General features: G+C 44.8%; 20 protein-coding genes and 2 pseudogenes. 2 read left to right on the plus strand and 20 right to left on the minus strand.

Annotated features, from left to right (window positions below; genetic code table 11):
* Window positions 1–89: 89 nt before the first annotated feature.
* The 17 genes and pseudogenes from Q0895_RS06635 to Q0895_RS06715 all read right to left on the minus strand — a co-directional run bounded on the left by Q0895_RS06635 (window position 90) and on the right by Q0895_RS06715 (window position 17,921).
* The gene (locus Q0895_RS06635) at window positions 90–1,367 is read right to left on the minus strand and encodes a RidA family protein (protein ID WP_299186768.1); all 1,278 of its coding nucleotides are present in this window, start codon (window positions 1,365–1,367) and stop codon (window positions 90–92) included.
* 189 nt (window positions 1,368–1,556) lie between these two features.
* On the minus strand, window positions 1,557–2,156 hold the full coding sequence (locus Q0895_RS06640) for a HupE/UreJ family protein (RefSeq protein ID WP_299186771.1): 600 nt from the start codon (window positions 2,154–2,156) through the stop codon (window positions 1,557–1,559).
* A 124-nt stretch (window positions 2,157–2,280) separates the two neighbouring features.
* Window positions 2,281–2,918: pseudogene (gene ureG, locus Q0895_RS06645) on the minus strand (urease accessory protein UreG).
* Window positions 2,919–3,016: 98 nt separating this feature from the next.
* Window positions 3,017–3,739 (minus strand): urease accessory UreF family protein, encoded by a 723-nt coding sequence (locus Q0895_RS06650; RefSeq protein ID WP_299186773.1) that lies wholly within the window; start codon window positions 3,737–3,739, stop codon window positions 3,017–3,019.
* Complete coding sequence (ureE, locus tag Q0895_RS06655; protein WP_299186776.1) at window positions 3,714–4,250, minus strand: urease accessory protein UreE; 537 nt, start codon at window positions 4,248–4,250, stop codon at window positions 3,714–3,716. Before ureE ends, Q0895_RS06650 begins: the two co-directional genes overlap by 26 nt.
* A gap of 21 nt (window positions 4,251–4,271) precedes the next feature.
* On the minus strand, window positions 4,272–5,975 hold the full coding sequence (gene ureC / locus Q0895_RS06660) for an urease subunit alpha (RefSeq protein WP_299186778.1): 1,704 nt from the start codon (window positions 5,973–5,975) through the stop codon (window positions 4,272–4,274).
* A complete protein-coding gene (locus tag Q0895_RS06665; protein WP_299186781.1) occupies window positions 5,972–6,319 on the minus strand; it encodes an urease subunit beta in 348 nt (115 codons plus the stop codon). The genes ureC and Q0895_RS06665 overlap by 4 nt, the downstream gene beginning before the upstream one ends.
* An 11-nt stretch (window positions 6,320–6,330) precedes the next feature.
* Window positions 6,331–6,633, minus strand: a complete 303-nt coding sequence (gene ureA, locus Q0895_RS06670; RefSeq protein ID WP_299186783.1) for an urease subunit gamma — start codon at window positions 6,631–6,633, stop codon at window positions 6,331–6,333.
* Between the two features lie 102 nt (window positions 6,634–6,735).
* Window positions 6,736–7,641, minus strand: a complete 906-nt coding sequence (locus Q0895_RS06675; RefSeq protein WP_299186839.1) for an urease accessory protein UreD — start codon at window positions 7,639–7,641, stop codon at window positions 6,736–6,738.
* 425 nt (window positions 7,642–8,066) lie between these two features.
* The gene (locus Q0895_RS06680; RefSeq protein WP_299186786.1) at window positions 8,067–8,555 is read right to left on the minus strand and encodes a M48 family metallopeptidase; all 489 of its coding nucleotides are present in this window, start codon (window positions 8,553–8,555) and stop codon (window positions 8,067–8,069) included.
* Between the two features lie 241 nt (window positions 8,556–8,796).
* Window positions 8,797–10,842, minus strand: a complete 2,046-nt coding sequence (betT, locus tag Q0895_RS06685; protein ID WP_299186789.1) for a choline BCCT transporter BetT — start codon at window positions 10,840–10,842, stop codon at window positions 8,797–8,799.
* Window positions 10,843–11,191: 349 nt separating this feature from the next.
* Entirely contained in the window at window positions 11,192–12,892 is a 1,701-nt protein-coding gene (gene betA / locus Q0895_RS06690; RefSeq protein WP_299186792.1) for a choline dehydrogenase, read from the minus strand.
* Window positions 12,893–13,050: 158 nt separating this feature from the next.
* Window positions 13,051–14,565 carry a betaine-aldehyde dehydrogenase gene (gene betB / locus Q0895_RS06695; RefSeq protein WP_299186795.1) on the minus strand — a complete coding sequence of 505 codons (1,515 nt, stop codon included), beginning with the start codon at window positions 14,563–14,565 and terminating at the stop codon, window positions 13,051–13,053.
* Window positions 14,566–14,694: 129 nt separating this feature from the next.
* Window positions 14,695–15,270 carry a TetR/AcrR family transcriptional regulator gene (locus Q0895_RS06700; protein WP_299186797.1) on the minus strand — a complete coding sequence of 192 codons (576 nt, stop codon included), beginning with the start codon at window positions 15,268–15,270 and terminating at the stop codon, window positions 14,695–14,697.
* 31 nt (window positions 15,271–15,301) lie between these two features.
* Entirely contained in the window at window positions 15,302–15,646 is a 345-nt protein-coding gene (locus tag Q0895_RS06705; RefSeq protein ID WP_299186800.1) for a multidrug efflux SMR transporter, read from the minus strand.
* A gap of 345 nt (window positions 15,647–15,991) precedes the next feature.
* Window positions 15,992–17,191, minus strand: coding sequence for a globin domain-containing protein (locus Q0895_RS06710; RefSeq protein ID WP_299186802.1), 1,200 nt, complete (start codon window positions 17,189–17,191; stop codon window positions 15,992–15,994).
* A 295-nt stretch (window positions 17,192–17,486) separates the two neighbouring features.
* On the minus strand, window positions 17,487–17,921 hold the full coding sequence (locus tag Q0895_RS06715) for an MgtC/SapB family protein (RefSeq protein WP_299186805.1): 435 nt from the start codon (window positions 17,919–17,921) through the stop codon (window positions 17,487–17,489).
* A 394-nt stretch (window positions 17,922–18,315) separates the two neighbouring features.
* Here Q0895_RS06715 and Q0895_RS06720 point away from each other — a divergent pair, with 394 nt between their 5' ends.
* The gene (locus tag Q0895_RS06720) at window positions 18,316–18,594 is read left to right on the plus strand and encodes a CsbD family protein (protein WP_366139918.1); all 279 of its coding nucleotides are present in this window, start codon (window positions 18,316–18,318) and stop codon (window positions 18,592–18,594) included.
* 235 nt (window positions 18,595–18,829) lie between these two features.
* Window positions 18,830–19,312 (plus strand): CinA family protein, encoded by a 483-nt coding sequence (locus tag Q0895_RS06725; RefSeq protein ID WP_299186807.1) that lies wholly within the window; start codon window positions 18,830–18,832, stop codon window positions 19,310–19,312.
* Window positions 19,313–19,315: 3 nt separating this feature from the next.
* On the opposite strand, the gene Q0895_RS06730 is transcribed toward Q0895_RS06725, so the two are convergent.
* The 3 genes and pseudogenes from Q0895_RS06730 to Q0895_RS06740 form a co-directional block, all read right to left on the minus strand.
* Window positions 19,316–19,996: a YetF domain-containing protein gene (locus Q0895_RS06730; RefSeq protein ID WP_299186810.1), complete on the minus strand. Its 681-nt coding sequence runs from the start codon at window positions 19,994–19,996 to the stop codon at window positions 19,316–19,318.
* A 107-nt stretch (window positions 19,997–20,103) separates the two neighbouring features.
* On the minus strand, window positions 20,104–21,273 hold the full coding sequence (locus tag Q0895_RS06735) for an HlyD family efflux transporter periplasmic adaptor subunit (protein ID WP_299186813.1): 1,170 nt from the start codon (window positions 21,271–21,273) through the stop codon (window positions 20,104–20,106).
* Window positions 21,274–21,275: 2 nt separating this feature from the next.
* Window positions 21,276–22,073, minus strand: a pseudogene (locus Q0895_RS06740) (ATP-binding cassette domain-containing protein); the annotation flags it as partial.
* Window positions 22,074–22,150: the final 77 nt, after the last annotated feature.

The following is a 22,150-nucleotide window of genomic DNA, read 5'->3' on the forward strand; positions in this document are numbered from 1 at the left end:
TAAAAAAAGTGCCAGTTGTTAAAATGACTGGCACTTTTTTATTAAGAAATCTAACGTCTACTAAATAATAATGGTAATACTCGCTACCATTATGACGCTGGTGGCGTACCCTCAGCGTTGGATACAACAGTATCAATCTGTATCAATGCGTCCATCGGAATAGCAGCGACGCCAATCACCGTCCTAGCTGGCAAGTCGTTGTCAAAAAAGGTTTTGTATACCTCATTAACCGTATCGATATCCTTGATATTGTTAAGCTGAATGGTCATTTTTACCACATCATCCATCACATGATCGGTACTTTCTACAATAGCTTTAATATTTTCTAAGCATTGCTTGGTCTGCGCCTTTATATCACCGTCGATTAGTTTGCCGGTTTCAGGATTGATAGGTAATTGACCTGAGAGATGGTTGTAATGGGAGAATGCTACTGTTTGCGTTGATAGCGGGCTCTTTGGTGCTTTATCAGTGTTGTTCGCTTTAATGGTGATACCATGTTTATCTTCCGTGGCTTGGGGCGGTGTGCCGTCTCCATGAGACACGATTGCATCAACCTGCACCAAGGCATCTAGCTGCAAGTCTGACGCTATAACTATCGTCAAGGCAGGTAAATAGGCAGGATCGCCAGTACTGGTTGTCTCTGGAAAAAATGTTTTATAAACGTCATTCACCGCGTCTACATCGGCCACGTCTTTTAAAAATATGTTTACTTTGACAATTTCTTGAAGAGGAACATCAATACTATCTAAAATCGCTTCGATGTTTTTTAGGCATTGCTGCGTTTGCGCTTTTATTCCACCAGTGACCAGTTTCCCTGTGGTGGTATCTACAGGCAGTTGCGCTGAGATATTGTTGTAATGTGAAAAAGCGATGGTATGCGGAGATACAGAATCTTTTGGAACATTTTCATTGTTTCTTGGTACTTTTACCAGCTCAACTGGCGCTTGCGGATACGTGCCTTCTCCATTTGATATGACAGCATCCATTTGTACTAAGGCATTATTTATCGGCAATTCTGCGACTGCTATGACTGTCCGTGTCGGCAGATAACCTTGGAAAAATGCAGGATAAATCGTATCTATGTCTTTAATATCGGCGATATTTTTTAAAAATATATTAATTTTAATCACATCATTCATATCATGATCGATGCTTTCTACAATGGTTTTGATGTTTTTTAGGCATTGTGCGGCCTGTACTTTTATATCATTTGCGACCAAAGCGCCAGTAGTAATATTCACAGGCAGTTGTGCTGAGATATAGTTGTAATGCGAAAACGCAACGGTTTGGGTAGAGAGTGAGTTTTGCGGGGCAATGTCCGTGTTTCTTGATACTTTTATGATAGTGTCATTAGTAGTGTCGTTCATATCGGTATTCCCTATTTGATATGTGTTTTTATATGAATCTCAGTTTAATAAAGCAGTAACGCGTACCACTAAAAGCTAGCAGTGGCGTAAAATCAGATACTTAAACTCAAAAAGCCGCAAGAAATCTGTGCGGCTTTTTAGATTTATGAGAGTTGGGTTACAGTACTAGTAGAGATTAGCTAGTCGGGATTAGCCAGCAGCCAATACTCCACCAATGACAGCAACCACGCCGCCTAATGCACGAGTAATACGGTTATCAGCTTTGAGCATCATGTTACCTAGACCGCGACCCAAAAAGGTAATCGCTAAAGTTGCGACCACAAAGCCTGCCATATAAAGTAGCAAGCTTGAGCCTTGGGTCATCTCAGTGCCGTGAGCGTAACCATGAGCGACCATAAACAGCGCAACCAAAGTGCCACCTACAGCAGTCGGCAGTTTTGCAAGCGTCGCGATTAGCACGCCAACTAGCAGTACTGACATAGCAATACCTGTCTCTATCCCAGCCAAGCTGACACCCGCCCAAGCGAGGCCTGCACCCGCTATCATGCCACCTACGACAAACAAAGGCGTGCCGCGTTTCATCGTGGTGTTTTGACGGATACTCCAAAAACCAATCGCACCCATGGATAATAAATGGTCCAGACCCATCAATGGATGTAATAAGCCGCTAAGAAAGCCGCTGCTTACATGTTCGCCATGACCAGGATGGGCAATAGCTAAAGTCGCTGTCAGCATCAGCCCAATGGTCATTAATAGTTTCACCGCTGGCAACTTGGTCATTTTATTCATGGTAATCTCCCTCTTTTTCTGTTTATTATTCGCTTATCTATAACTGCTTTTTCTTTTCATGTTTGTACAGTGGTTATAGCTATGTTTAAGTACTAACAATTTAGCAGCGGCGCTTTATGATTGATTAAGCATTATCGCTGAGCTTTTCAGGACGACGCTCAGGCAACATGCCCTGCTTTAAAATAAAGCTAATGATTTCTTCTACGCCCACACCGTCGTATAAGTTGGTAAATATAAAAGGACGCTCGCCGCGCATTTTTTTCGAGTCACGTTCCATCACATCTAGTGAAGCATGTACATATTCTGCGATATCAATTTTATTGTAATCAATAAATCTGATTTGGTAATACCTGGGCCGCCTTTACGAGGGATTTTGTCACCAGCAGCGACATCGATGACGTATAGGGTTAAATCAGACAACTCTGGGCTAAAGGTAGCCGCTAGGTTGTCACCGCCAGACTCTACTAACACCAGCTCTAGTTTGGGATGACGCGTTTGTAAGTCATCAATGGCGGCCAGATTCATAGAGGCGTCTTCGCGGATAGCCGTGTGCGGACAGCCGCCAGTTTCCACACCAAGAATACGGTCAGCAGGCAAGGCGTCGTGCTTTAGCAAAAAGTCAGCATCTTCACGGGTGTAGATGTCGTTGGTGACTACAGCGATGTCATAGTGATCTTTTAGGGCGCTACATAATTGGCGTAATAAGGCCGTTTTGCCAGAACCAACTGGCCCACCGACTCCTACTCGTAAACAATGTTTCATGGCTATCTTTCCTTATATCTTGTTAGTCAAAGCGGTTATAAAAACGAAGTTGTTATAAAATTAAAGCGACCATTAAATAAAAACGGCTGCAAAAACGATTAGCTTCTAAATAATCTTGAATATTGGGTTTCATGCTGGGCACTACCGAGTGCTAAACCCGGTAAAATCGGCCCCAACTGCTCATCGGTTAAAGCCAGCGCAGTATCGACAGCAGCGACCAGTTGCGGGCGAAGCTGCTCGTTTAAACGCTGCGCGGCAGTATGACCAAGGGGCATAGCTTTGCAGGCGACTGCCAGCTGGTTTTCTAGCCAGCCCCATGCAAAGCCAAGTAGACTTTGGCGTATCGGTACTTGTCGCTGATGGGCAGTCCAAGCAAAAACCGTCACATAACCAGGATCTTCTGGTAGCGTGGCATGACCTAACTCTGACTGCGGCTGCAACTCTAAACTGTTGAGCAAGCGCATCAGTGCTTGTCCTAAACGTATGTCTTCGTCGCTCAGCTCAGCAGTCTCACGGTTGGCATGTATCCAATCATTCCAAAAAGCAAGACCTTCACTATCCCCATTCTCCCAGCAGGTTTGCAAGCGTGCCAGCACTGGTAATTCGCAGCGGGACAAACCATCGTTAAGTACGCCTACTAGCCACTCATAAAGCTCAGCCTCGTTACATACCCAATCTAGCTCAAATGCACTCTCTAAGCCTTGTGACCAAGCGAATGCACCGATTGGCAATGCAGGGCTAATCAGCTGCATCAGTCCGAGCAGCGCCAAATCGCTGGTTGTGTTTGGCTGGGTGTCAGTGTGCATGGTTGTGGTTGTCATCGTGAGAATGTCCATGGGCATGATGGTGTTCGTGAGAATGACTATGAGAGTGCGAATGCTCACGGCCAGCTTGTGCATAAGCACCAGATTCTGGATCGAATGGCGCTTGATGATGACTTAAAGTGGCTCCAAGCAGAACGGCTAATTCTTCTAACACATGATCTGGCGGAAATCGAACCCAGTAGCGCCCATCTGTATCACTACCAAGAGCAAGTGATACATGGCGATTACCCAAATGATAACTTAGCCGTCCCAGCGCTAAGCCGTCCTCAACATAAGCTGTCGTGACAGGCTCATCAGCGGCACGAATCTGAATGACTTCACCACTACTCGCTTGTAGCAAATCACCCTGACGCAGTACCGGACCACGATCAAGGAACAAGCCAACATCAAGGCCGCTATCAGTCACAGCCTTTAGCCGGCCACGTATGCGTAGCTCATAAGGGAGAGTCAGGGTGTCGTATACATCGGCCTGAGTGCTGCCATCGATTCTCTGTATTAATTCAAGCATATTGATATCCTTACAAGCGCTCTAAAACAAATGGTAACGTTGGGCTAATGGTAACTCGGACAATGGCTCACAAGTTAGTAACTCGCCATCTGCACGAACTTCATAGGTTTGTGGATCCACTGTCAACTCTGGACAAGCGTCATTAAGCTTCATATCGCTCTTACGCATTTGACGAACGTTTTTGCATGCAACCAGCCTGCTCTTTAGCCCAAGTCTTTCTTCTAGTCCCGTATTCATGACGGCTTGACTGACAAAAGTAATTCGAGTAGCGGCAGCGGCGCGGCCTAGCGCACCGAACATACGGCGATAATGTACAGGTTGCGGGGTAGAGATAGCTGCATTAGGGTCACCCATAGCAGCGCCAGCTATCATGCCACCTTTTAGAACAATGGATGGTTTCACCCCAAAGAAGCCCGGCTTCCACAGCACAAGATCTGCCAGCTTGTCGACTTCGACAGAACCGACTTCATGGCCCACGCCATGAGTGATGGCTGGATTAATAGTGTACTTAGCAATATAGCGCTTCACGCGGAAGTTATCTGTGCCGCGTTCTTGATCTTCTGGCAATAGACCGCGTTGCAGACGCATTTTATGAGCGGTCTGCCAAGTGCGGCACACTACTTCACCGATACGGCCCATGGCTTGTGAGTCAGATGAGATCATCGAAATCACACCCATATCATGCAGGATATCTTCGGCAGCAATAGTCTCGCGGCGAATACGCGAATCGGCAAAGGCGACATCTTCTGGGATACTTGGGTCTAGATTGTGGCATTCCATCAACATATCGAGATGCTCATCAACGGTGTTAATCGTATATGGGCGTGTCGGATTGGTAGAGGAAGGCAAGACGTTGGGTAGGCTACAAGCGACGATAATATCGGGTGCATGACCACCACCAGCACCTTCAGAATGGTAAGTATGAATACAGCGATCTTTGAATGCCGCTATCGTATCTTCTACAAAGCCTGACTCATTTAAGCTATCAGCATGAATGGCAACCTGTATGTCATAACGGTCAGCCACATCTAAGGCATTGCTAATAGAGGCTGGGGTCGCGCCCCAATCTTCATGGATTTTTAGACTCATCGCACCCGCCTCTACTTGCTGGACAATGGCTTCTGGCGTGCTGGCACTGCCTTTGCCCAAAAACCCAATATTAATAGGTAAGTCATCAACGGCTTGCATCATTTTGCCCAAATGCCAAGGGCCTGGCGTGTGAGTGGTCGCGATTGAACCAGTCGCAGGTCCCGTACCGCCGCCAATCATCGTTGTTAGACCACTCATTAGCGCTTCATCAACCTGCTGCGGACAAATATAATGCACGTGAGTATCAACCGCACCTGCTGTCAAAATTTGACCTTCACCAGCGATGATTTCGGTACCAGGTCCAATAACGATATCGACATCAGGCTGGGTATCAGGGTTGCCAGCTTTACCGATAGCAGCGATACGGCCATTTTTTAGGCCCACATCGGCTTTTACAATACCCCACCAGTCGATAATGACAGCATTGGTGATGACCGTATCCATCACAGCATCATCGCAGCGCTGACTTTGACCCATACCATCACGAATCACCTTGCCACCACCGAACATGACTTCTTCGCCATAATGCGTGTAGTCTTTTTCGATCTCAATCCACAGCTCAGTATCGCCTAGACGAATTCTATCGCCACTCGTTGGACCATACATATCTGCATAAGCTTGACGAGTAATTTTCATGATGTCGCTCCTGAGTCTGAGTTTTGGTCCTGACCTTGATCTAAGGGTCCCATGACCTCACCACGAAAACCATAAATACGGCATAAGCCTGAAAAAGGAATCAGCGGCACATCACGATGTTGTCCCGGCTCAAAACGTATCGCCATGCCTGCCGCAATCGCTAAGCGGTGCCCATAAGCTTTTTTACGGTCGAAGTCTAAGGCTGCATTAGTCTCGGCAAAGTGGTAATGAGAGCCGACTTGAATAGGTCGATCACCTGTATTGGCGACGTTGATAGTGATGCTTTCACGATTGGCACATAGCTCAATATCATCACTTTTTAGCTGATATTCACCAGGAATCATAGCAAGTCTCCTCAGACAATAGGATTATGAACGGTCACAAGCTTCGTGCCGTCAGGAAAGGTTGCCTCAACTTGCAGGCTTTCGATCATCTCAGCGATGCCATCCATGACGTCATCTCGGGTAAGGATTTCGCGTCCGGCACTCATCATCTCTGCCACGGTACGGCCTTCACGCGCGCCTTCCATAATGGCGCAACTGATCAGCGCTATTGCTTCAGGATAATTCAGTTTAAGGCCTTTAGCCCTAAGGCGCTCAGCGAGCAGCCCTGCTGTAAACAATAGCAACTTATCTTTATCTCTTGGCGTTAACTCCATCGCTGACTCCTTCTTATATTATGTTTATCGTTATCGTTTTATCAAAAGCCCATGCCACTATAAAAAGGCTTTTTTTATTCATTCTTGATTATCAATAGGTAATTAAGTCAACCAAATTCGTGGTGTGATAGCGGTGTGTCCGGTCAAACGCGGACGCAGTACTTCTCGCGCTTGCTGAAATATCTCCCAAGCTTCGTTACGCTCAACGCCTAAATAGCGTAGCAGCAATACGCCGCGCCGATAGGTCACAGCCCAGTGATTGGCAGCGGGTATATACTCACGTAACGCGGCGATGGTCTCTTGTGAATCGTCCAATCCTACCGCCCACAGCGTCCCATGTACGGTGGCACCGCCCTGCCCCCACATGCCAGCGAATCTTGGATGATCTGGATCTATGCATTGGCGCTCTATCCACAATGGGCGACCATTACGAGTAAGTTGAAAACGCTGTTCGAGGCGACCACTGACGAAAGGCAGCTTGCTGGCAGGACGACCAAGACCGAGAATCTCCCACCCCAAGCATTTAGCGTTGTCTTCTAAATCAATGATGATGGTCTGCTCGCCGCGAGAGCCGTTAAAAGAGAGCGTTTCTTGTGGTAACCACTCTAAAATGGCATCATTAGCGATTTTTAGGTGGGTGTGTTGGTTCCAAGCAACGCCATTACTATCAGCTTTGTAAAGCTTATTGGCAGCAGTTGTCGTTAGCAAAGTATGCGCGTTTGACGCTACAGTAACATCGATGTTGAGCGTATCACCACTAGCGATACCACCTGGGGGATGTAGCAGATAGACATGACAGCAACCATCGCGACCTTCAGGATAGAATGGTCTTTGGACACGTAGGGGACCATAATGGCGAGCTATATTCATACGAGTGATAAGGGTATCATCATCAACATGCGCCCCAAACCCCAACGTCAAAAATGCTGCCCAACGACGGTTGGCATCGAAGTGGTGTCCGGAGTTTTTGGCAATCTGTTGTATTGTAGAACTATCGGATAATGTCATCATTCCATCAAATCCTTTTTTATAAACCCAGCGCGACATATATCGCTGAATCGTCACTCAATCGTCCTGATAGGCAGGTAATGAACTTAAAAAAGCAAAATGATCAAAATCGTTCACGTGCGCAGGTGAGATTGACAACACTGGCTTAACAGCCATTAATGAATGTCAAAGTATAGGCATTGATTGCCTCAAAACTGTAAAGCAATGATCGTCAGATCAAACGTCAAGATATTAGATATATCCTTTGGTATGTGTTGGCGTTGATTATTCTATGCGTAAAAAACGCTTATGAAATAGCCTATACTCTATAACTCTTATAGGCCATTCGTATAGGCTTGTCAGGATAATACTGAGAATTTAGCGAAGGGTAAACTATGGTTGAATCTAAATTATATCAATGAGTTAGATTGGTACAATTAATCAAATCATAACTCACGCCAATGCAGCCACAAACGCGTGTCTAATTCGAGCTGATGATACTCTGGCTCCATATGACAGCATAATTGATAAAACGCTTTGTTATGCTCATGCTCCTTAAAATGCGCCAACTCGTGCACGACGATCATGCGCAAAAACTCAGGCGGCGCTTCTTTAAATAAGCTGGCCACCGTGATGCTGTTGTGCGATTTAAGCTTACTACCTTGGACGCGAGACTGGGCGGTATGAACTCCCAGCGCCTGCTTGAGGACTTTTAATTTGCTGCTATAACTGACATTCGATAGAGGGCCAATTTTGCGCATAGACTGGTTTTTTATGTCGTTTATATATTGATAAAGCGCCTTATCGCTTTGCACTTGGTGGCGATTGGGATATTTGCTTTCTAGATAATCGCCCAGCCTGCCCTCACTGATGAGCCGAGCCGCTTGGCTTTGGATGTGCTCAGAATAATGAGCGATGTACTTGAGTGTGGTCACAGATTTATCCTTTTATATAGGGTATGTCTTAGTCAAAATACTTTGAGTACACTACAGTACTGCTGGTATAGACATCACTTTTCACTGACTATACTTTAAAATTTATCTCTATATATTTTACTTTATCCTTCCTACTTACCTATCGTCAGTCCATAAATAAACCCCATAAGCTGCATCCAACTTATGAGGTCATATAAAAGACAAACTTGTCACGACATCTAGCCAGTTAACATCTAGCTCATTAACGCTCTAAATGTAGATACTGCAAATGACACTCGTACTGATGCAAGATATCGACTAGCACTTGCTCTTTGGTATAGCCCACCAAGTCATACTCTTGCGAGCCATCACTTAAGAACACCTCAGCACGGTAGTAGAACTCAGCATGCTTAGTCGAAGTGTTTAAGGTAAAGTTTGGACGCTCAGCTTTGATGAGATTCACTTCATAAACAAAGTCGTCTTCATCGCCATGACCAACGCGCAGTTTGACACCATCTATATGATGAGTATCGTGATCCATATTTGCATTGATATTATCGCTAATATTGTCCACGTTATGGCTCTCTAAAACAGTATTGAGACCGCCTGCTTGCATCTCTTTTTCAAACTCGCTCATCGCTGGCATGACCACAGTCTGCAAGAATCTCTCCACTTGCGCATGGCCTGGGAAGCTGACAATACGCTGCAGACGCGCCTTCCAGCTCTTGCCATTATCGAGGACGTTAGCCGTGCCAACCGTACTGGCTTTACGCTTATTGCCCTCTTCTTTGAGCGACTTCCACATCGACATCATGTAGAGCACTAAAATAAGCGAGAACGGCAAACCTGCGATGACAGACACCGACTGCAAGGAAGCAAAGCCGCCAGCGAACAATAGACCTAAGGTAATCAAACCCGTCGCTGCTGCCCAAAACAGACGCAGCCAAACCGGTGCATCGGTGTCATTGGTCATGCCTTTTGAGCTTAGATTAGCCAGTACTAAAGCGCCAGAGTCCGCTGAGGTCACAAAGAACACTAAGCCAATAACCACACCAGCGAATGATAAAATATCACTGTAAGGAAAGTACTCAAACAAGGCAAACATGCCCATCGCAGCGTCATTGATAGCGATTTCACCAAGCTCTGTCGCACCATTAGCGACCAAGTCTATTGCAGAGTTACCGAAAATAGAGAACCACGCAAAGATAAAGCCTAGCGGGATAAACATCACGCCAAAGACAAACTCACGCAAGGTACGGCCACGGCTAATACGGGCGATGAACAAACCGACAAACGGTGCCCAAGCGACCCACCATGCCCAGAAAAATATCGTCCAGCCAGATTTCCAATCGGCCCCAGCGCTGCCATCATAAGCATAAACATCAAAGGTCTTGTAAACTATGGTCTGAAAATACTGACCGATACTTTGGGTAAAAGTATTAAGCAAATATATCGTATTGCCCATCACCAGTATCGCGATCAATAGCAGTATCGACGAGAGCATATTGAACTCAGATAAACGGCGTACGCCTCGCTCTACACCGGTCATGGCTGAGATAGCGGCAGCAGCTACTACGCCCAAAATAATCAGGCTCTGTACCATCTTGCTCGACTCGATACCAAAGACATGGGTCAAGCCTGCATTGGCCTGCAACACGCCGATACCTAAGCTAGTGGCAATACCCATTAAGGTACAGACCACACCAAAGGTATCGATACCATCACCGAGCCAGCCTTTGATTAAGCGCTCGCCAAAGACTGGAGTCAATGGTGAACGTAACGCCAGCGGCATATTTTTACGATAGGCAAAGTACGCTAGCGCCATGCCGATAAGCGCATAAATGCCCCAACCATGTAGACCCCAATGCAAGAAGGTCTGCGACAGTGCTTCGCGCATAGCCGCCTCACTAGCAGGCTCAAGCCCCGTATGCGGCGTGAGATAATGCATCAATGGCTCAGAGGCACCGAAAAATAGTAAATCGATACCAATACCAGCAGAGAACAGCATCGCCGCCCATGCTAAAAAAGGAAACTGCGCCTTTTCGTGGTCTTGTCCCAGCTTGATATCGCCATATTTAGAAAAGCCCACAAATAATGCAAATATGCTATAAGCGGCGACCACCAGCATGTAATACCAGCCAAAGCTCTCTGATACCCAGGCCATGCTCGCGCCTAATAATGCCTCACTATAATCTGGCAAGGCAATCGTCCAGATAATCAATAAAATAGAAATAATCGCAGAGCCTAAAAAAACCGCTTTATTTAGGCTCAAGGGTTTCGTCGCATCTTCTGATGGCGAACTGTACATAAAAGACCTCAATAGGTAAATGAAACAGGATCTGATAGTGCTTTGTCCGTCATAACATAGTGCAGAATTACCACGTTATCTATATAAGCGCAGGATGCACAAAGCAGTACCAATCAATAAAACTTACTAAGCAGTCCGCAGACTCCTTAACAAGACCTCAAAAACCAGCAATATAAACAAGAATAGCGATTACGCTATAGTCAAATAAAAACCGAGAACCTATAGCTAGGAACAAGTTTTTCTCGTTTATTGCCAGCACAAATAGATTGACGCTGATAAAAAAGACCTTTACTTTGAAAGGCCTTCTTGTTGAAATTATCCAATAATGTTAAATCGCTTATACAGGCGGTTAAACAGCAGCGCCATAAGCGCGCATCGGCTCGGCTCTGAGCGGTGCGCCATTGGCGACATAATAGTCCGCTGTCGAGCGTGGTAATTGTTTACCGCGCATCTTATCGACGATTTTTTCGGCCAGCATAATAGTGGTGGCGTTAAGATTACCACTAATTATATTTGGCATGATAGACGCATCAACGACTCGCAAGCCATCGATACCATGCACTAGCCCCTCACCATTGACTACCGAATCATTACCTTCGCCCATCGCACAGGTGCACGACGGATGATAAGCGGTCTCGCTATGGTTACGGACATACTCATCGAGCTGCGCATCAGTCACCAGATCATCGGTCGGCGCGATAGCGTGGCCGCGATACGGGTCAAGCGCTGGCTGATGCATAATTTCACGAGTGATACGCATCGCCGCGCGGAACTCCTGCCAGTCTTGCTCATGCGACATATAGTTAAATAAGATACTTGGATGCGCGCTTGGGTCTTTTGAGGTCAGCTTAACGCGGCCACGGCTTGGAGAGCGTAATGAGCCGACGTGTGCTTGAAAGCTATGAGAATTTACGGCACTGCGACCATCGTAACGCACCGCTAATGGCAAGAAGTGATACTGGATATTGGGATGGGTAAATTTCTCATCGGTACGGATAAAGCCGCCACCCTCGAACTGATTAGACGCACCAAGTCCGGTACCCATAAACAACCATTCAGCACCAATCGCAGGCTTATTCCACCATTTATTGGCAGGGGCAATCGATACCGGCAATTTACATTCGTACTGCATATACAGCTCTAAATGGTCTTGTAGATTATTACCAACGCCTGGCAACTCTAAAACCTCATTTATCCCCAAATCTTTGAGCCACTGGCCAGGGCCAATGCCAGAGCGCTGCAATAATTGCGGTGAGGCAATGGCACCTGAGGAGACGATTACTTCACGAGCGGCATAAAAATGCTTAGTCTGACCTTGGTGTTCTACTTTGACACCGACCGCGCGCTTACCATCGAATAAAATCACATCGGTCAAGGCACCAGTCAAAATCGTAATATTGCTACGCGGTTTGGCACGGTCCAGATACCCACGAGCCGTTGATGCGCGGCGACCATTAGGCGTGACAAAACGATCCATTGGCCCAAAGCCTTCTTGCTGATAACCGTTTAGATCATCGGTACGCGGATAGCCAGCTTGCACGCCTGCTTCAATCATCGCTTCAAACAACGGATTGACCCCAGGTTTTGAGGTGGTCATTTCTACTGGACCACCGACGCCATGATAGTCGTTTTCGCCTGCGTCGCAGTTCTCTGACTTCTTAAAGTACGGTAAGCAGTCGAGATACGTCCAGTCTTCTAAGCCCTTGATTTTCGCCCAATCGTCAAAATCGAGCGCATTACCACGGATATAGCACATGCCATTGATGAGTGATGAACCGCCCAGCCCTTTACCGCGGCCACAGTCCATGACGCGGTTATTCATATATGGCTCGGGATCAGTTTTATAGCCCCAGTTATAAGTAGTGCCTTGTAACGGCATCGCGAGCGCCGCTGGCATCTGCGTGCGAAAGTCTAGTCGATGATCTGGACGACCCGCCTCTAACAGCAACACCTTAATGTTGGCATCTTCGGTCAAACGCGTGGCCAGCACGTTTCCAGCTGAGCCTGCACCGACAATGATGTAGTCATACTCAGGTGTGGTTGATGTCATAAAACGCTCCATAATAGTAAAAATACGTCATGTCATCAGTAAGCTCACATCATGCGGGTATATCCGCCTACAGGACGCGCTTACTGACGACAGCTTTCTTTGTACATTAAAACAGGTGGTTAAAACAGATAGTTAAAAAACAGGCAGTTAATAAACCATTAAAATACCGATTCAAACTTACCCAGCTCGACTTGGATAGATTTAGTCTGCGTATAATGCTCAAGGGCTTCGATGCCATTTTCGCGGCCGATACCTGAATGCTTATAACCACCGACTGGCATTTGCGCAGGCGACTCGCCCCAAGTATTTAGCCAGCAAATACCCGCCTCTATTTGACCGATGACGCGATGCGCGCGGGTTAGATCTTTGGTTACCACCCCAGCCGCCAAGCCGTATTCGGTATCATTAGCACGGCGAATGACTTCTTCCTCAGTCTCATAAGTCAATATCGACATCACAGGGCCGAAGATTTCCTCACGTACGATGGTCATGTCATCGGTGCAATCGGTAAACACTGTCGGCGCGACATACGCGCCTTTAGCCAGCTCGTCTGTCGTCACTCGCTCACCACCCGCCAATAAACGCGCGCCGCTGGCTTTACCTTGCTCGATATAGCCAAGCACTCGCTCCATATGAGGGAAGCTCACTAGCGGCCCCATATTGATATCTTCATCCATCGGATCACCGAGTTTGATACGTTTGACCCGCGTCAAAATCGCTTCTTCAAACTTGGCTTGTAGCGCTTTTGGTATAAACACCCGTGTGCCATTGGTACAGACCTGACCGGTACTATAGAAGTTCGCCATCATGGCGATGTCCGCTGCCATATCGATATCGGTATCGTCAAAGATAATCAATGGCGACTTACCGCCCAGCTCTAAGGTTACGTCTTTGAGAGATGATGATGCCGCACTTGCCATGACTTTTTTGCCCGTTGGCACGCCGCCTGTAAACGAGACTTTGGCAATATCAGGATGCTGAGTTAATGCTTCGCCTACTTTATAATCGCCTTGTACGACGTTAAACACGCCATCTGGCATGCCCGCCTCAGTAAAGATTTCCGCCAGTTTCAGCGCCGTTAATGGCGTGACTTCTGAGGGTTTAAAAATCATCGCGTTACCCGCGGCCAACGCTGGCGCAGCCTTCCACATCGCGATCTGAATCGGATAGTTCCACGCACCGATACCAGCGACGACGCCGAGTGGCTCACGGCGCGTATAGACAAAGCTGCTATCACGTAGTGGAATCTGACGACCCTCAATCATTGGCGCAAGCCCTGCATAGTATTCAACGACATCGGCACCAGTGACGATATCGACGTACTTAGTCTCAGAGTATGCTTTGCCGGTGTCCTTGGTTTCAAGCAGTGCTAGCACGTCATTACGCTCGCGCAATATCGCAACTGCCTTTGATAAAATACGGCCGCGCTCAACTGCGGTCATTGCCGCCCACACTTTTTGCCCTTGTTGCGCCGCTTTTACCGCTTCATCGATTTGCTCGGCAGTGGTTTGCTGAATGGTCGCCAGCACTTCACCTGTCGCTGGGTTGATATCGTCAAAGGTAGTCAGCGTTTCATCGACCGCCAGATAGCGACCGTTGATATAAGCGGTCTGCGTTTGTGTTAAATCGATAATGTCTTGTAAATTATTTACGTTTGTCTGAGTAGTTGTCATAAGTTTTCCTTAAGGCGATTAAAGCTTTATAAAAAAGCGTTCAGTAAATCTTGCCGTCATGGGTTAAAGGGTAAATTTCCTGTGTGCGTGTTATTTATCAGAATTATTTATCAAGGCTGTTTATCAAAGTCAGTTATCAAAGTCTTGCTGCGTCATATTTATCAAGCGCTCACGTATTGAGGCTTTGTCCGAGATATCGATACCCGAAAAATCAGAGAGCCAAATACCATCGGCGACCAAACGCACCATACATAGCGTTTCAGTATTATCGGTAGCGGCATGTTTTTTTAGCTGCTCATTTGACCACTCAGCCCAGCGTTCGCGCAGCATCCGGTCTCCTAGCATCAACACATACAAGGTCGCTTGGCTATTAAACTCGGCCTGCCCTTTTTCGCCCAAGCTAATCGTGGCATCGATATAAGCGCGGGTAAACGAGCCGTAGCTGACCGGATCTTTTGCCATGGCGGCATTGACTTCTGCCTCAAACTTGGCCATCGCATCATAAAACACCTCTAAGATAAGCGCGTCTTTGGTAGCAAAATGATGCATCACTCCGCCTTTGGTCACACCGACGGCATCTGCCACCGCTTGAAAGGTCACTTTAGACAAGCCCTGCTCTAGCGTGATACGCGCTGCTTGATCGAGCAGCGCCCGCCGCACCAGCTCTGGCTGTTTTTTACGTTTATGCGCGTTTTTTGTTTCCATTTTTGTGTCCATGTTCATTTTTACCTACCTGTCAGTGCACCACCGAGTTTGACAATACGTTCATCACCACCACACCGCCGACGATCATCGCTATGCCAACCACCGCCGCTGTATCGAGACTTTGTTTAAAAAAGAACACCCCGACCAGTGAGGTCAGTACAATACCTAGACCGCCCCACAGCGCATAGGCGATGCCAAGCGGAATGGTCTTGATGGTCTGGGTCAATAAATAAAACGAGATGGCATAAAGCACGCCCATAATCAGGGTCGGCACCAAACGCGTAAATTGCTCTGACTTAACCAAAAACGTCGTGCCAACCACTTCACAAATGATAGCAATCGCGAGATAACCGTAAGCAATAGTGGTAGGACTCATAATTAAATTACCTGTTTTAAATCAAGCATATTCTCTCGATTGAACGTAAAAGGGCCAATAATAAACTATATCAATACATCTTAAAGAAACCATACAGACGGTATTTTATACAAATACTCTAGTAATGTGAAGGGTAAGTTTCTGTTTTTGTTATTTGTTTATAAGGTAACTACATAAATGTAAAATTACTAAGGAGAAGTACGCTACTTTGTTTTTGTCAAAGCTAAACACAAAAAATAGAGCCACACTTAAACGTGAATGGCTTTAATGCCACTCAATAAAACGTTTAAATGTCGCTCTATTATTTTTATTCAGTAATGACTTAAATATATTTTATTTATTAAATTAAGACAGCTCTAAGCTCATCTTGGGACCGAATGGCTCATAATGGACATTATCTACCCCATGATTAAGCTTCATCAGACCATCAATCATACTTTCCATAAACGGCATTGACCCGCATACATAGATATCAGCAGGCTCTGGCAGCGTCGCAAGATAACGTTCATCGAGTATTTGCCCCGCGTCAAAATAGAAAATATTTTTATTCACATTTGCCGCTGTCTCTAAAATTTTATCGACCTTAGCGTCAAAAGCATGATGCTCTTCATTTTGGCACGCATATACCCAGATGATAGGTCTTTCTGGGTTTGCTATTACTTGCGTCTCTAACATCGATAAAATGGGCGTGACGCCGACGCCAGCACTCATCAAAACTAATGGAATATCGTTTTGCTGCACCAAATCTTGGTTGAGCGCAAAGTCGCCAGCAGGGGCAGATAATAAAATAGTATCGCCAACCTCTACTTCATCATGTAAATAGTTGGAGACCAAACCATAATGCTCATTGCGATTATCGCGTCTGACAGCAAACTGGATACCCTTATCAGTATCGGCAGAATATAAAGAATAATGACGTAGGGCGAGATGGTCACTGTCTTTTGGATCCGTTTTTACCGTGATATATTGACCGGCAGTTAGATTGAGCTTACTTAGGTCAATGTCTTGGCTGTTTTTTGCATTGTTATTGACTGGAACGACAGTAAAGGCCGCGATATCGGTGGCTGTAGCCGTCTTTTCTACGACCTTAAAGGGCGCAAAACCCTCCCACATCTCTTGTTCATACATATTTTTTTCGAGCTGAATAAAGACGCCAGCAATCTCATCATAAGCTTCAGTCCAAGCGTCAATGATATCGTCATTAGCCGCCTCGCCGAGTACTTCTTTTATCGCACCAAGTAGATGCTTGCCCACGATCGGATAATGCTCTGGTAGGATTTGTAAAGCGCGATGCTTGTGACTGATTTGGGTCACTTGCGGCAGCAAGATTGCCAAATTTTCAAGGTGTTTGGCAGCGGCTAAAACCGTGGTCGCAAGGGCAGTCTGCTGCCGACCTAGCTTTTGGTTGGTCTCATTAAAGATGTCTAACAGCTCAGGATGCTCTTTGAACATGTTTTGATAGAACACGGTAGTAATCGCAGTGCCATGCTCTTCGAGTACAGGTACGGTTGCTTTTACAATCTCTATCGTTTTTGGTGAAGCCATAATATTTTCCTTAGTGTTTCATTACATTGATAAGTCGAGGTACTGACATCGGCAACAGTAACTAAAATTTTGACTCTTAATTCAGCCTTGTTAGAACAAATACTCAAAGTATAGGTCGCCTACTCTTAAAAATTCATTTAAAATGAATCTTATAATATTTTTATGACAATATCAATCTGTATCGCTGTTATGATTGCTTCTACTTTCGCTACAGCCATGTTTTATAGGCAAAAAAATTCCCAGTCGTTAAACTGGGAATCTTTTTATTTAACAAGTCTCTTCGTCATTGATAGTTTTATCGCTCATGTCCCGGCTTAAAGGGTTTTGAGAATTGCAGGATTAAAAATCCGACTACAGACAGTATAATAGCAATCTCATAACGGCTATAGGCAACAGAGATACCGATAGCCGCTGTATTCCATAGTCCTGCAGCGGTTGCCGTGCCTTTTGCACCATCTTCATTCTTAAAGATAGCCCCACCACCAATAAAGCCCATCCCAGTAATAATGCCATACATAATTCTAGCTTCTGCATCAGATCCTTGATAGATATCCATGCCTACTAGCATAAAAGCACATGATGCAATCGTCACTAAGGGAAAGGTTCTTAGCCCAGCACCATTGTCTTCAAGCTCACGATTCAGTGCGATTGGTAGCGACAGTATAAAAGCGATGCCTAACTGAAAGGCATGGTACGTTAAGATCCTCAAACTAATATCGAATTCAAACATAGATATGACCTAAAAGCTGTTTTAGGATTAAGTGACATTGTTTATTGCAGTAGATATTGCGTCCTACAAGCTAACCATAGGTTTTTAACTATCATTTAATTAGTCTAAGCTGAAATCATAGCCCGTATCAAGCGTTGGGTTATTAAAAAATCCCCACTTCATTTCGCAAAATTACGCAAATATCTGTTGTATTTATAAGTCTGATAGTCTGATAGTCTGACAATAATTTTAAATGGACGAAAGATTAAAGTAATAATATTAATAACTTAATATAATTATAAACACTCTCCGTACAGACAACATGGCAGTAGTTATTCTATATTATTTATATCAGTCAAATAAAAAGGCTGATACATAAAAATTACATGACAATAAACAAAAAAGGAATACTACAATGGACAATCAAACCACCCATGAAGAAAGTATGGATGATCAATACAAAAATCAACAAAAAATGGATGAGCATAATATGGACAATCGGACCCTAAAAGGCGAATGGAACCAACTTAAAAATACAGTCAAACAAAAGTGGGCTGACTTAACAGATGATGACCTCAATCATATTGAAGGCGACCGTGATAGATTAGTTCGTCGTGTCCAAGAGCGTTACGGTCATTCAAGAGCGGATGCTGAACGTGACGTAGATGAATGGCGCCGTGAAAATCAATACTAAAAACAACTTTTCGGTAGGCGTATCACTCTGTATTATCGTCTATCATTAAAATGAAAAAAGGACTGCATCGATATATGATGCAGTTTTTTTTACTTCGTGCGTTACATATCAATGCCATTACCAGTGCTATGCGATAATAAAATGGAAGACATATTATTACGCAATCCAATCACGACATAGATTGATTTTTAAATGGAATAGTACTGTAATATTTGGGATTGGTTCTGATTGTCTAATGGAGGTTATCTTGTCTGATAGCTGTGCAAAAGTGTTAGCGGATAAGCAACTGACTATTGTCTTTATTGAAAGTGCGACCGCTGGCTATTTATCGCATCGGTTCTCTGTGTGCCCGTATTCAGGTGATGTATTAATGGGTGGACTGGTATGCTATGACGTCTCAATAAAAAAGAATGTATTAAATGTGTCCAGCCAATTGATTGATGATTGTACTCCTGAATCATCAGAAGTCACGCAAGAGCTCGTCAATAAATCTAAAACGATGTTTGATGCAGACTTACATGTCGCTTGTACAGGTCTGCTAAAAAAAGGAGGCTCTGAGACCGAAGAAAAGCCTGTTGGTACCTTTTTTTATTGTATTGGCTATAAGGGTGAAGTATATGATTTTCGCAGCTTATGTGAGGGGCCACCTGAGCAAAAACTACGCAGCATAAATAGCCTTATTTGTAAGAGCATTATTGATATTGTAAACAATCATTAATGACTAGTTCACGATTTTATTATTAAGAGCTTTGGCCCATCCTCTTGAATGAAGGCAACGATTACATACTTCATTTAGCGCTGAGATACATTGCACATAGCCGCAGTGCATACAGGCATAAGGATGTCCATCTTCTAATACTTTTGCTGCCTGAAACTCTTTAGGGAAAATAGGCAGTCCATACTGCGTTTCATCGTGTGGAAATAACAATACACTAAATTCACCATCTGTTTCGAGTAAGCCTACTTCTACTTGTCCTAAGTGACGCACTCCTTGTTGACGCATTTCAGTAAAGAACTCGTCGTGCGACATTCTACCTTTTTCAACATCTTTCATAATTAACAAACCATTTTCTACGATGTAAGTAGGATCACCTTCTAAGAGAAGCTCAAAGAGCTTGTGTTTTGTAGTGAACCACGTACAAAGTCTATAAAGAAGTAAAACAAGACCCATGATGAGCACCGCTTGGATAAGCGGTAAATCCTCGGTAAACATAGGGTCACCAGCGATAGAACCCAGTGATAAAATAATCGTTAATTCGAAAATAGAAAGTTGGCGGATGCCGCGCTTGCCGGTACTTCGTAGTAATAAAATAACTAGGCAAAACATGAAGGTGGTACGTATGACTATTTCTGCCGCAAAAGACCACGTCGTGTCATATATAAAAATGCTTACCCAATCCATTTTGCTCTCTTATTAGGATGTGTTGAGCATTCGACTATAGCACGGATAGGATCTATTTTTTTAGATAGGCTAGCGCAAGTTTTAAACCATCAGCTTTGGGGTTTGTTTTAACGCTCTCCCATTCCCTCTGACAAGGTTTTGGTAATCGGTTTCGTTAGATAAGACAATACTGTACGCTCCGCGGCTTTGATATCGACAGCAGCCGTCATACCTGGTTTGATTACAATCTCATCACTTCGTCCTGCAAACTCAACACCCGTAATAACGATTAATACTCGATAATAAGGCTCCTCTCCTTTAGGAGTTTTCTCTATCAAGGTATCTGGGCTGATATAATTTACAGTACCCGTCATCGCGCCAAAAATTGAATAATCATACGCATCAAGCTTAACGGACGCATCTTGACCTTCTTTGACATAGGCAATATCAGCAGGACTAACCTTTGCATCTATGACTAGATCACTACTGGTTGGCAGGATTTGCATGATTACCTCGCCCGGCTTTACGACACCGCCAATAGTGGTTACGTTGATGTTTTTAATCTTACCTTCTGTAGGCGCCATCAAACGCTTTTCTTCTAATACTTGCATGCGATCTCGTAATTGCTCAAGCTCGGTATCAAGCTCCTCTTGTGCTTTGGTCATCTCTGCCTGCGCTTCTTCAAAATACTTATTGCGCTTATTATTGATTTGGGCTTCAATATCAGCGACTTGCCGGCGCAGTTTAATAACATCTGCTTGGCTGACATCGCCATACTCTAATAATGGCTCATTCATACTAAGCTCTTTTTGGGCCAGTACCAGTGTTTTTTTCAGAGAAGAGACCTCTTCATTAATAGCTTGACGACGACGGCTATACAATGCGCTTTGGTTCTGTATGTATTCAGGATAGCTTTCTACTTCTTTGGGAAATACCAAGGGTTTATCGAAGATTTCTGCATTTAATCGAGCCAATTTAGCCTTGAGCGCTGCTGTTTTAGAGGCGGAGTTGTCTACTGCTGCTTTTGCGCGCTCTTCTTCTAAAACGACAAGCAGTTGACCTGCTTGCACTTCCTGCCCCTCCGTAACCGCAAGCTCTGTTAACACCCCGCCTTCTGATGCTTGAATCTCTTGTGTTCGGGCACTAGCAATCACCGTGGCTTTAGCACGAGTTACCTGATCAATTTTGGCAAATGATGCCCATACTAATAAAACTATAATACCGATTAAGGCGATCCAAATACTCAGTCTTGAACGATTTACTTCAACGGTAGTGGGTGTATACTTATAGTCTGCCATATCTATTTACCTTGAACGTCTGCTGAAGCTTTGGTGATGATAGGCTTAGGTTTAATTGGTTGGCTCATCGTTGAGGGTGTTTGATTTTTTGCTTGTTTATTATTCATAAGCTCATCGAGGACAGCCTGTTTTGGACCATCTATAATGATGCGTTGATTTTCCATAATAATAATCCGATCAGCTAACTCGAGTAGCGCGGTCTTATGAGTGGATACTATAAAGGTTTGTCCGCTCTTAAGCTCTTGTTTAAGCACTTGTAGACAACGTTGCTCTTGCCTGTTATCCATAGACGCGGTCGGTTCATCGAGTAAAAACACATCTGGCTTGGTCAACAATAAGCGCGTAAAAGCGACAAGTTGTTTTTGTCCGCCTGATAGTCCGCGCCCGCCTTCACTAATTGGTAAATCAAGGCCACTTGAATGGCTAGCTACTAAATTTATTAAACCCGTTTTTCTTAATACTTCTTGCATAACATCATCATCAGGTGCTGCCATTCCTATGAGTAGGTTATCTCTCAACGTTCCTTGGAATAAACGGTGGTCTTGTTGTAAATAACCCAGACGTTCACTCAATGTCTCGCGGCTTATCTGATGTATATCTAAACCATCTAATAATACCTGCCCTTTTGTCGGTGCGTATAAACCTGACAACACTTTGAGTAAAGTAGACTTACCTGACCCTATAGGCCCAAGAATGGCAATACGCTCACCAGGGCGAATGGTTAATTTTTGAATATCAATAGCAGGTCGGTCATTGTCTTGATAGTTAAAGACGACATTATTGCATTGATAAAAACCCTTGGGGCTGTAGTAGATAAGCACTATGCTAGACTACTTTTATGAAGATAACCCGTTGTAAACTAAGTAAAAAAGTACAG

Source organism: uncultured Psychrobacter sp. (assembly GCF_947495825.1).
GTDB lineage: Bacteria > Pseudomonadota > Gammaproteobacteria > Pseudomonadales > Moraxellaceae > Psychrobacter.

Excerpts from the sequence above, each read along its gene's own strand:
- Q0895_RS06730 (WP_299186810.1), bottom strand. The coding sequence starts at position 19,996 with ATGGATTGGGTAAGCATTTTTATATATGACACGACGTGGTCTTTTGCG.
- Q0895_RS06735 (WP_299186813.1), bottom strand. The coding sequence starts at position 21,273 with ATGGCAGACTATAAGTATACACCCACTACCGTTGAAGTAAATCGTTCA.
- Q0895_RS06665 (WP_299186781.1), bottom strand. The coding sequence starts at position 6,319 with ATGATTCCTGGTGAATATCAGCTAAAAAGTGATGATATTGAGCTATGT.
- Q0895_RS06650 (WP_299186773.1), bottom strand. The coding sequence starts at position 3,739 with ATGACAACCACAACCATGCACACTGACACCCAGCCAAACACAACCAGC.
- ureA (WP_299186783.1), bottom strand. The coding sequence starts at position 6,633 with ATGGAGTTAACGCCAAGAGATAAAGATAAGTTGCTATTGTTTACAGCA.
- Q0895_RS06725 (WP_299186807.1), top strand. The coding sequence starts at position 18,830 with ATGGAGGTTATCTTGTCTGATAGCTGTGCAAAAGTGTTAGCGGATAAG.
- Q0895_RS06715 (WP_299186805.1), bottom strand. The coding sequence starts at position 17,921 with ATGTTTGAATTCGATATTAGTTTGAGGATCTTAACGTACCATGCCTTT.
- Q0895_RS06675 (WP_299186839.1), bottom strand. The coding sequence starts at position 7,641 with ATGACATTATCCGATAGTTCTACAATACAACAGATTGCCAAAAACTCC.
- Q0895_RS06710 (WP_299186802.1), bottom strand. The coding sequence starts at position 17,191 with ATGGCTTCACCAAAAACGATAGAGATTGTAAAAGCAACCGTACCTGTA.
- ureE (WP_299186776.1), bottom strand. The coding sequence starts at position 4,250 with ATGCTTGAATTAATACAGAGAATCGATGGCAGCACTCAGGCCGATGTA.
- ureC (WP_299186778.1), bottom strand. The coding sequence starts at position 5,975 with ATGAAAATTACTCGTCAAGCTTATGCAGATATGTATGGTCCAACGAGT.
- Q0895_RS06705 (WP_299186800.1), bottom strand. The coding sequence starts at position 15,646 with ATGAGTCCTACCACTATTGCTTACGGTTATCTCGCGATTGCTATCATT.
- betT (WP_299186789.1), bottom strand. The coding sequence starts at position 10,842 with ATGTACAGTTCGCCATCAGAAGATGCGACGAAACCCTTGAGCCTAAAT.
- Q0895_RS06640 (WP_299186771.1), bottom strand. The coding sequence starts at position 2,156 with ATGAATAAAATGACCAAGTTGCCAGCGGTGAAACTATTAATGACCATT.
- Q0895_RS06700 (WP_299186797.1), bottom strand. The coding sequence starts at position 15,270 with ATGGAAACAAAAAACGCGCATAAACGTAAAAAACAGCCAGAGCTGGTG.
- Q0895_RS06635 (WP_299186768.1), bottom strand. The coding sequence starts at position 1,367 with ATGAACGACACTACTAATGACACTATCATAAAAGTATCAAGAAACACG.
- Q0895_RS06720 (WP_366139918.1), top strand. The coding sequence starts at position 18,316 with ATGGACAATCAAACCACCCATGAAGAAAGTATGGATGATCAATACAAA.
- betB (WP_299186795.1), bottom strand. The coding sequence starts at position 14,565 with ATGACAACTACTCAGACAAACGTAAATAATTTACAAGACATTATCGAT.
- betA (WP_299186792.1), bottom strand. The coding sequence starts at position 12,892 with ATGACATCAACCACACCTGAGTATGACTACATCATTGTCGGTGCAGGC.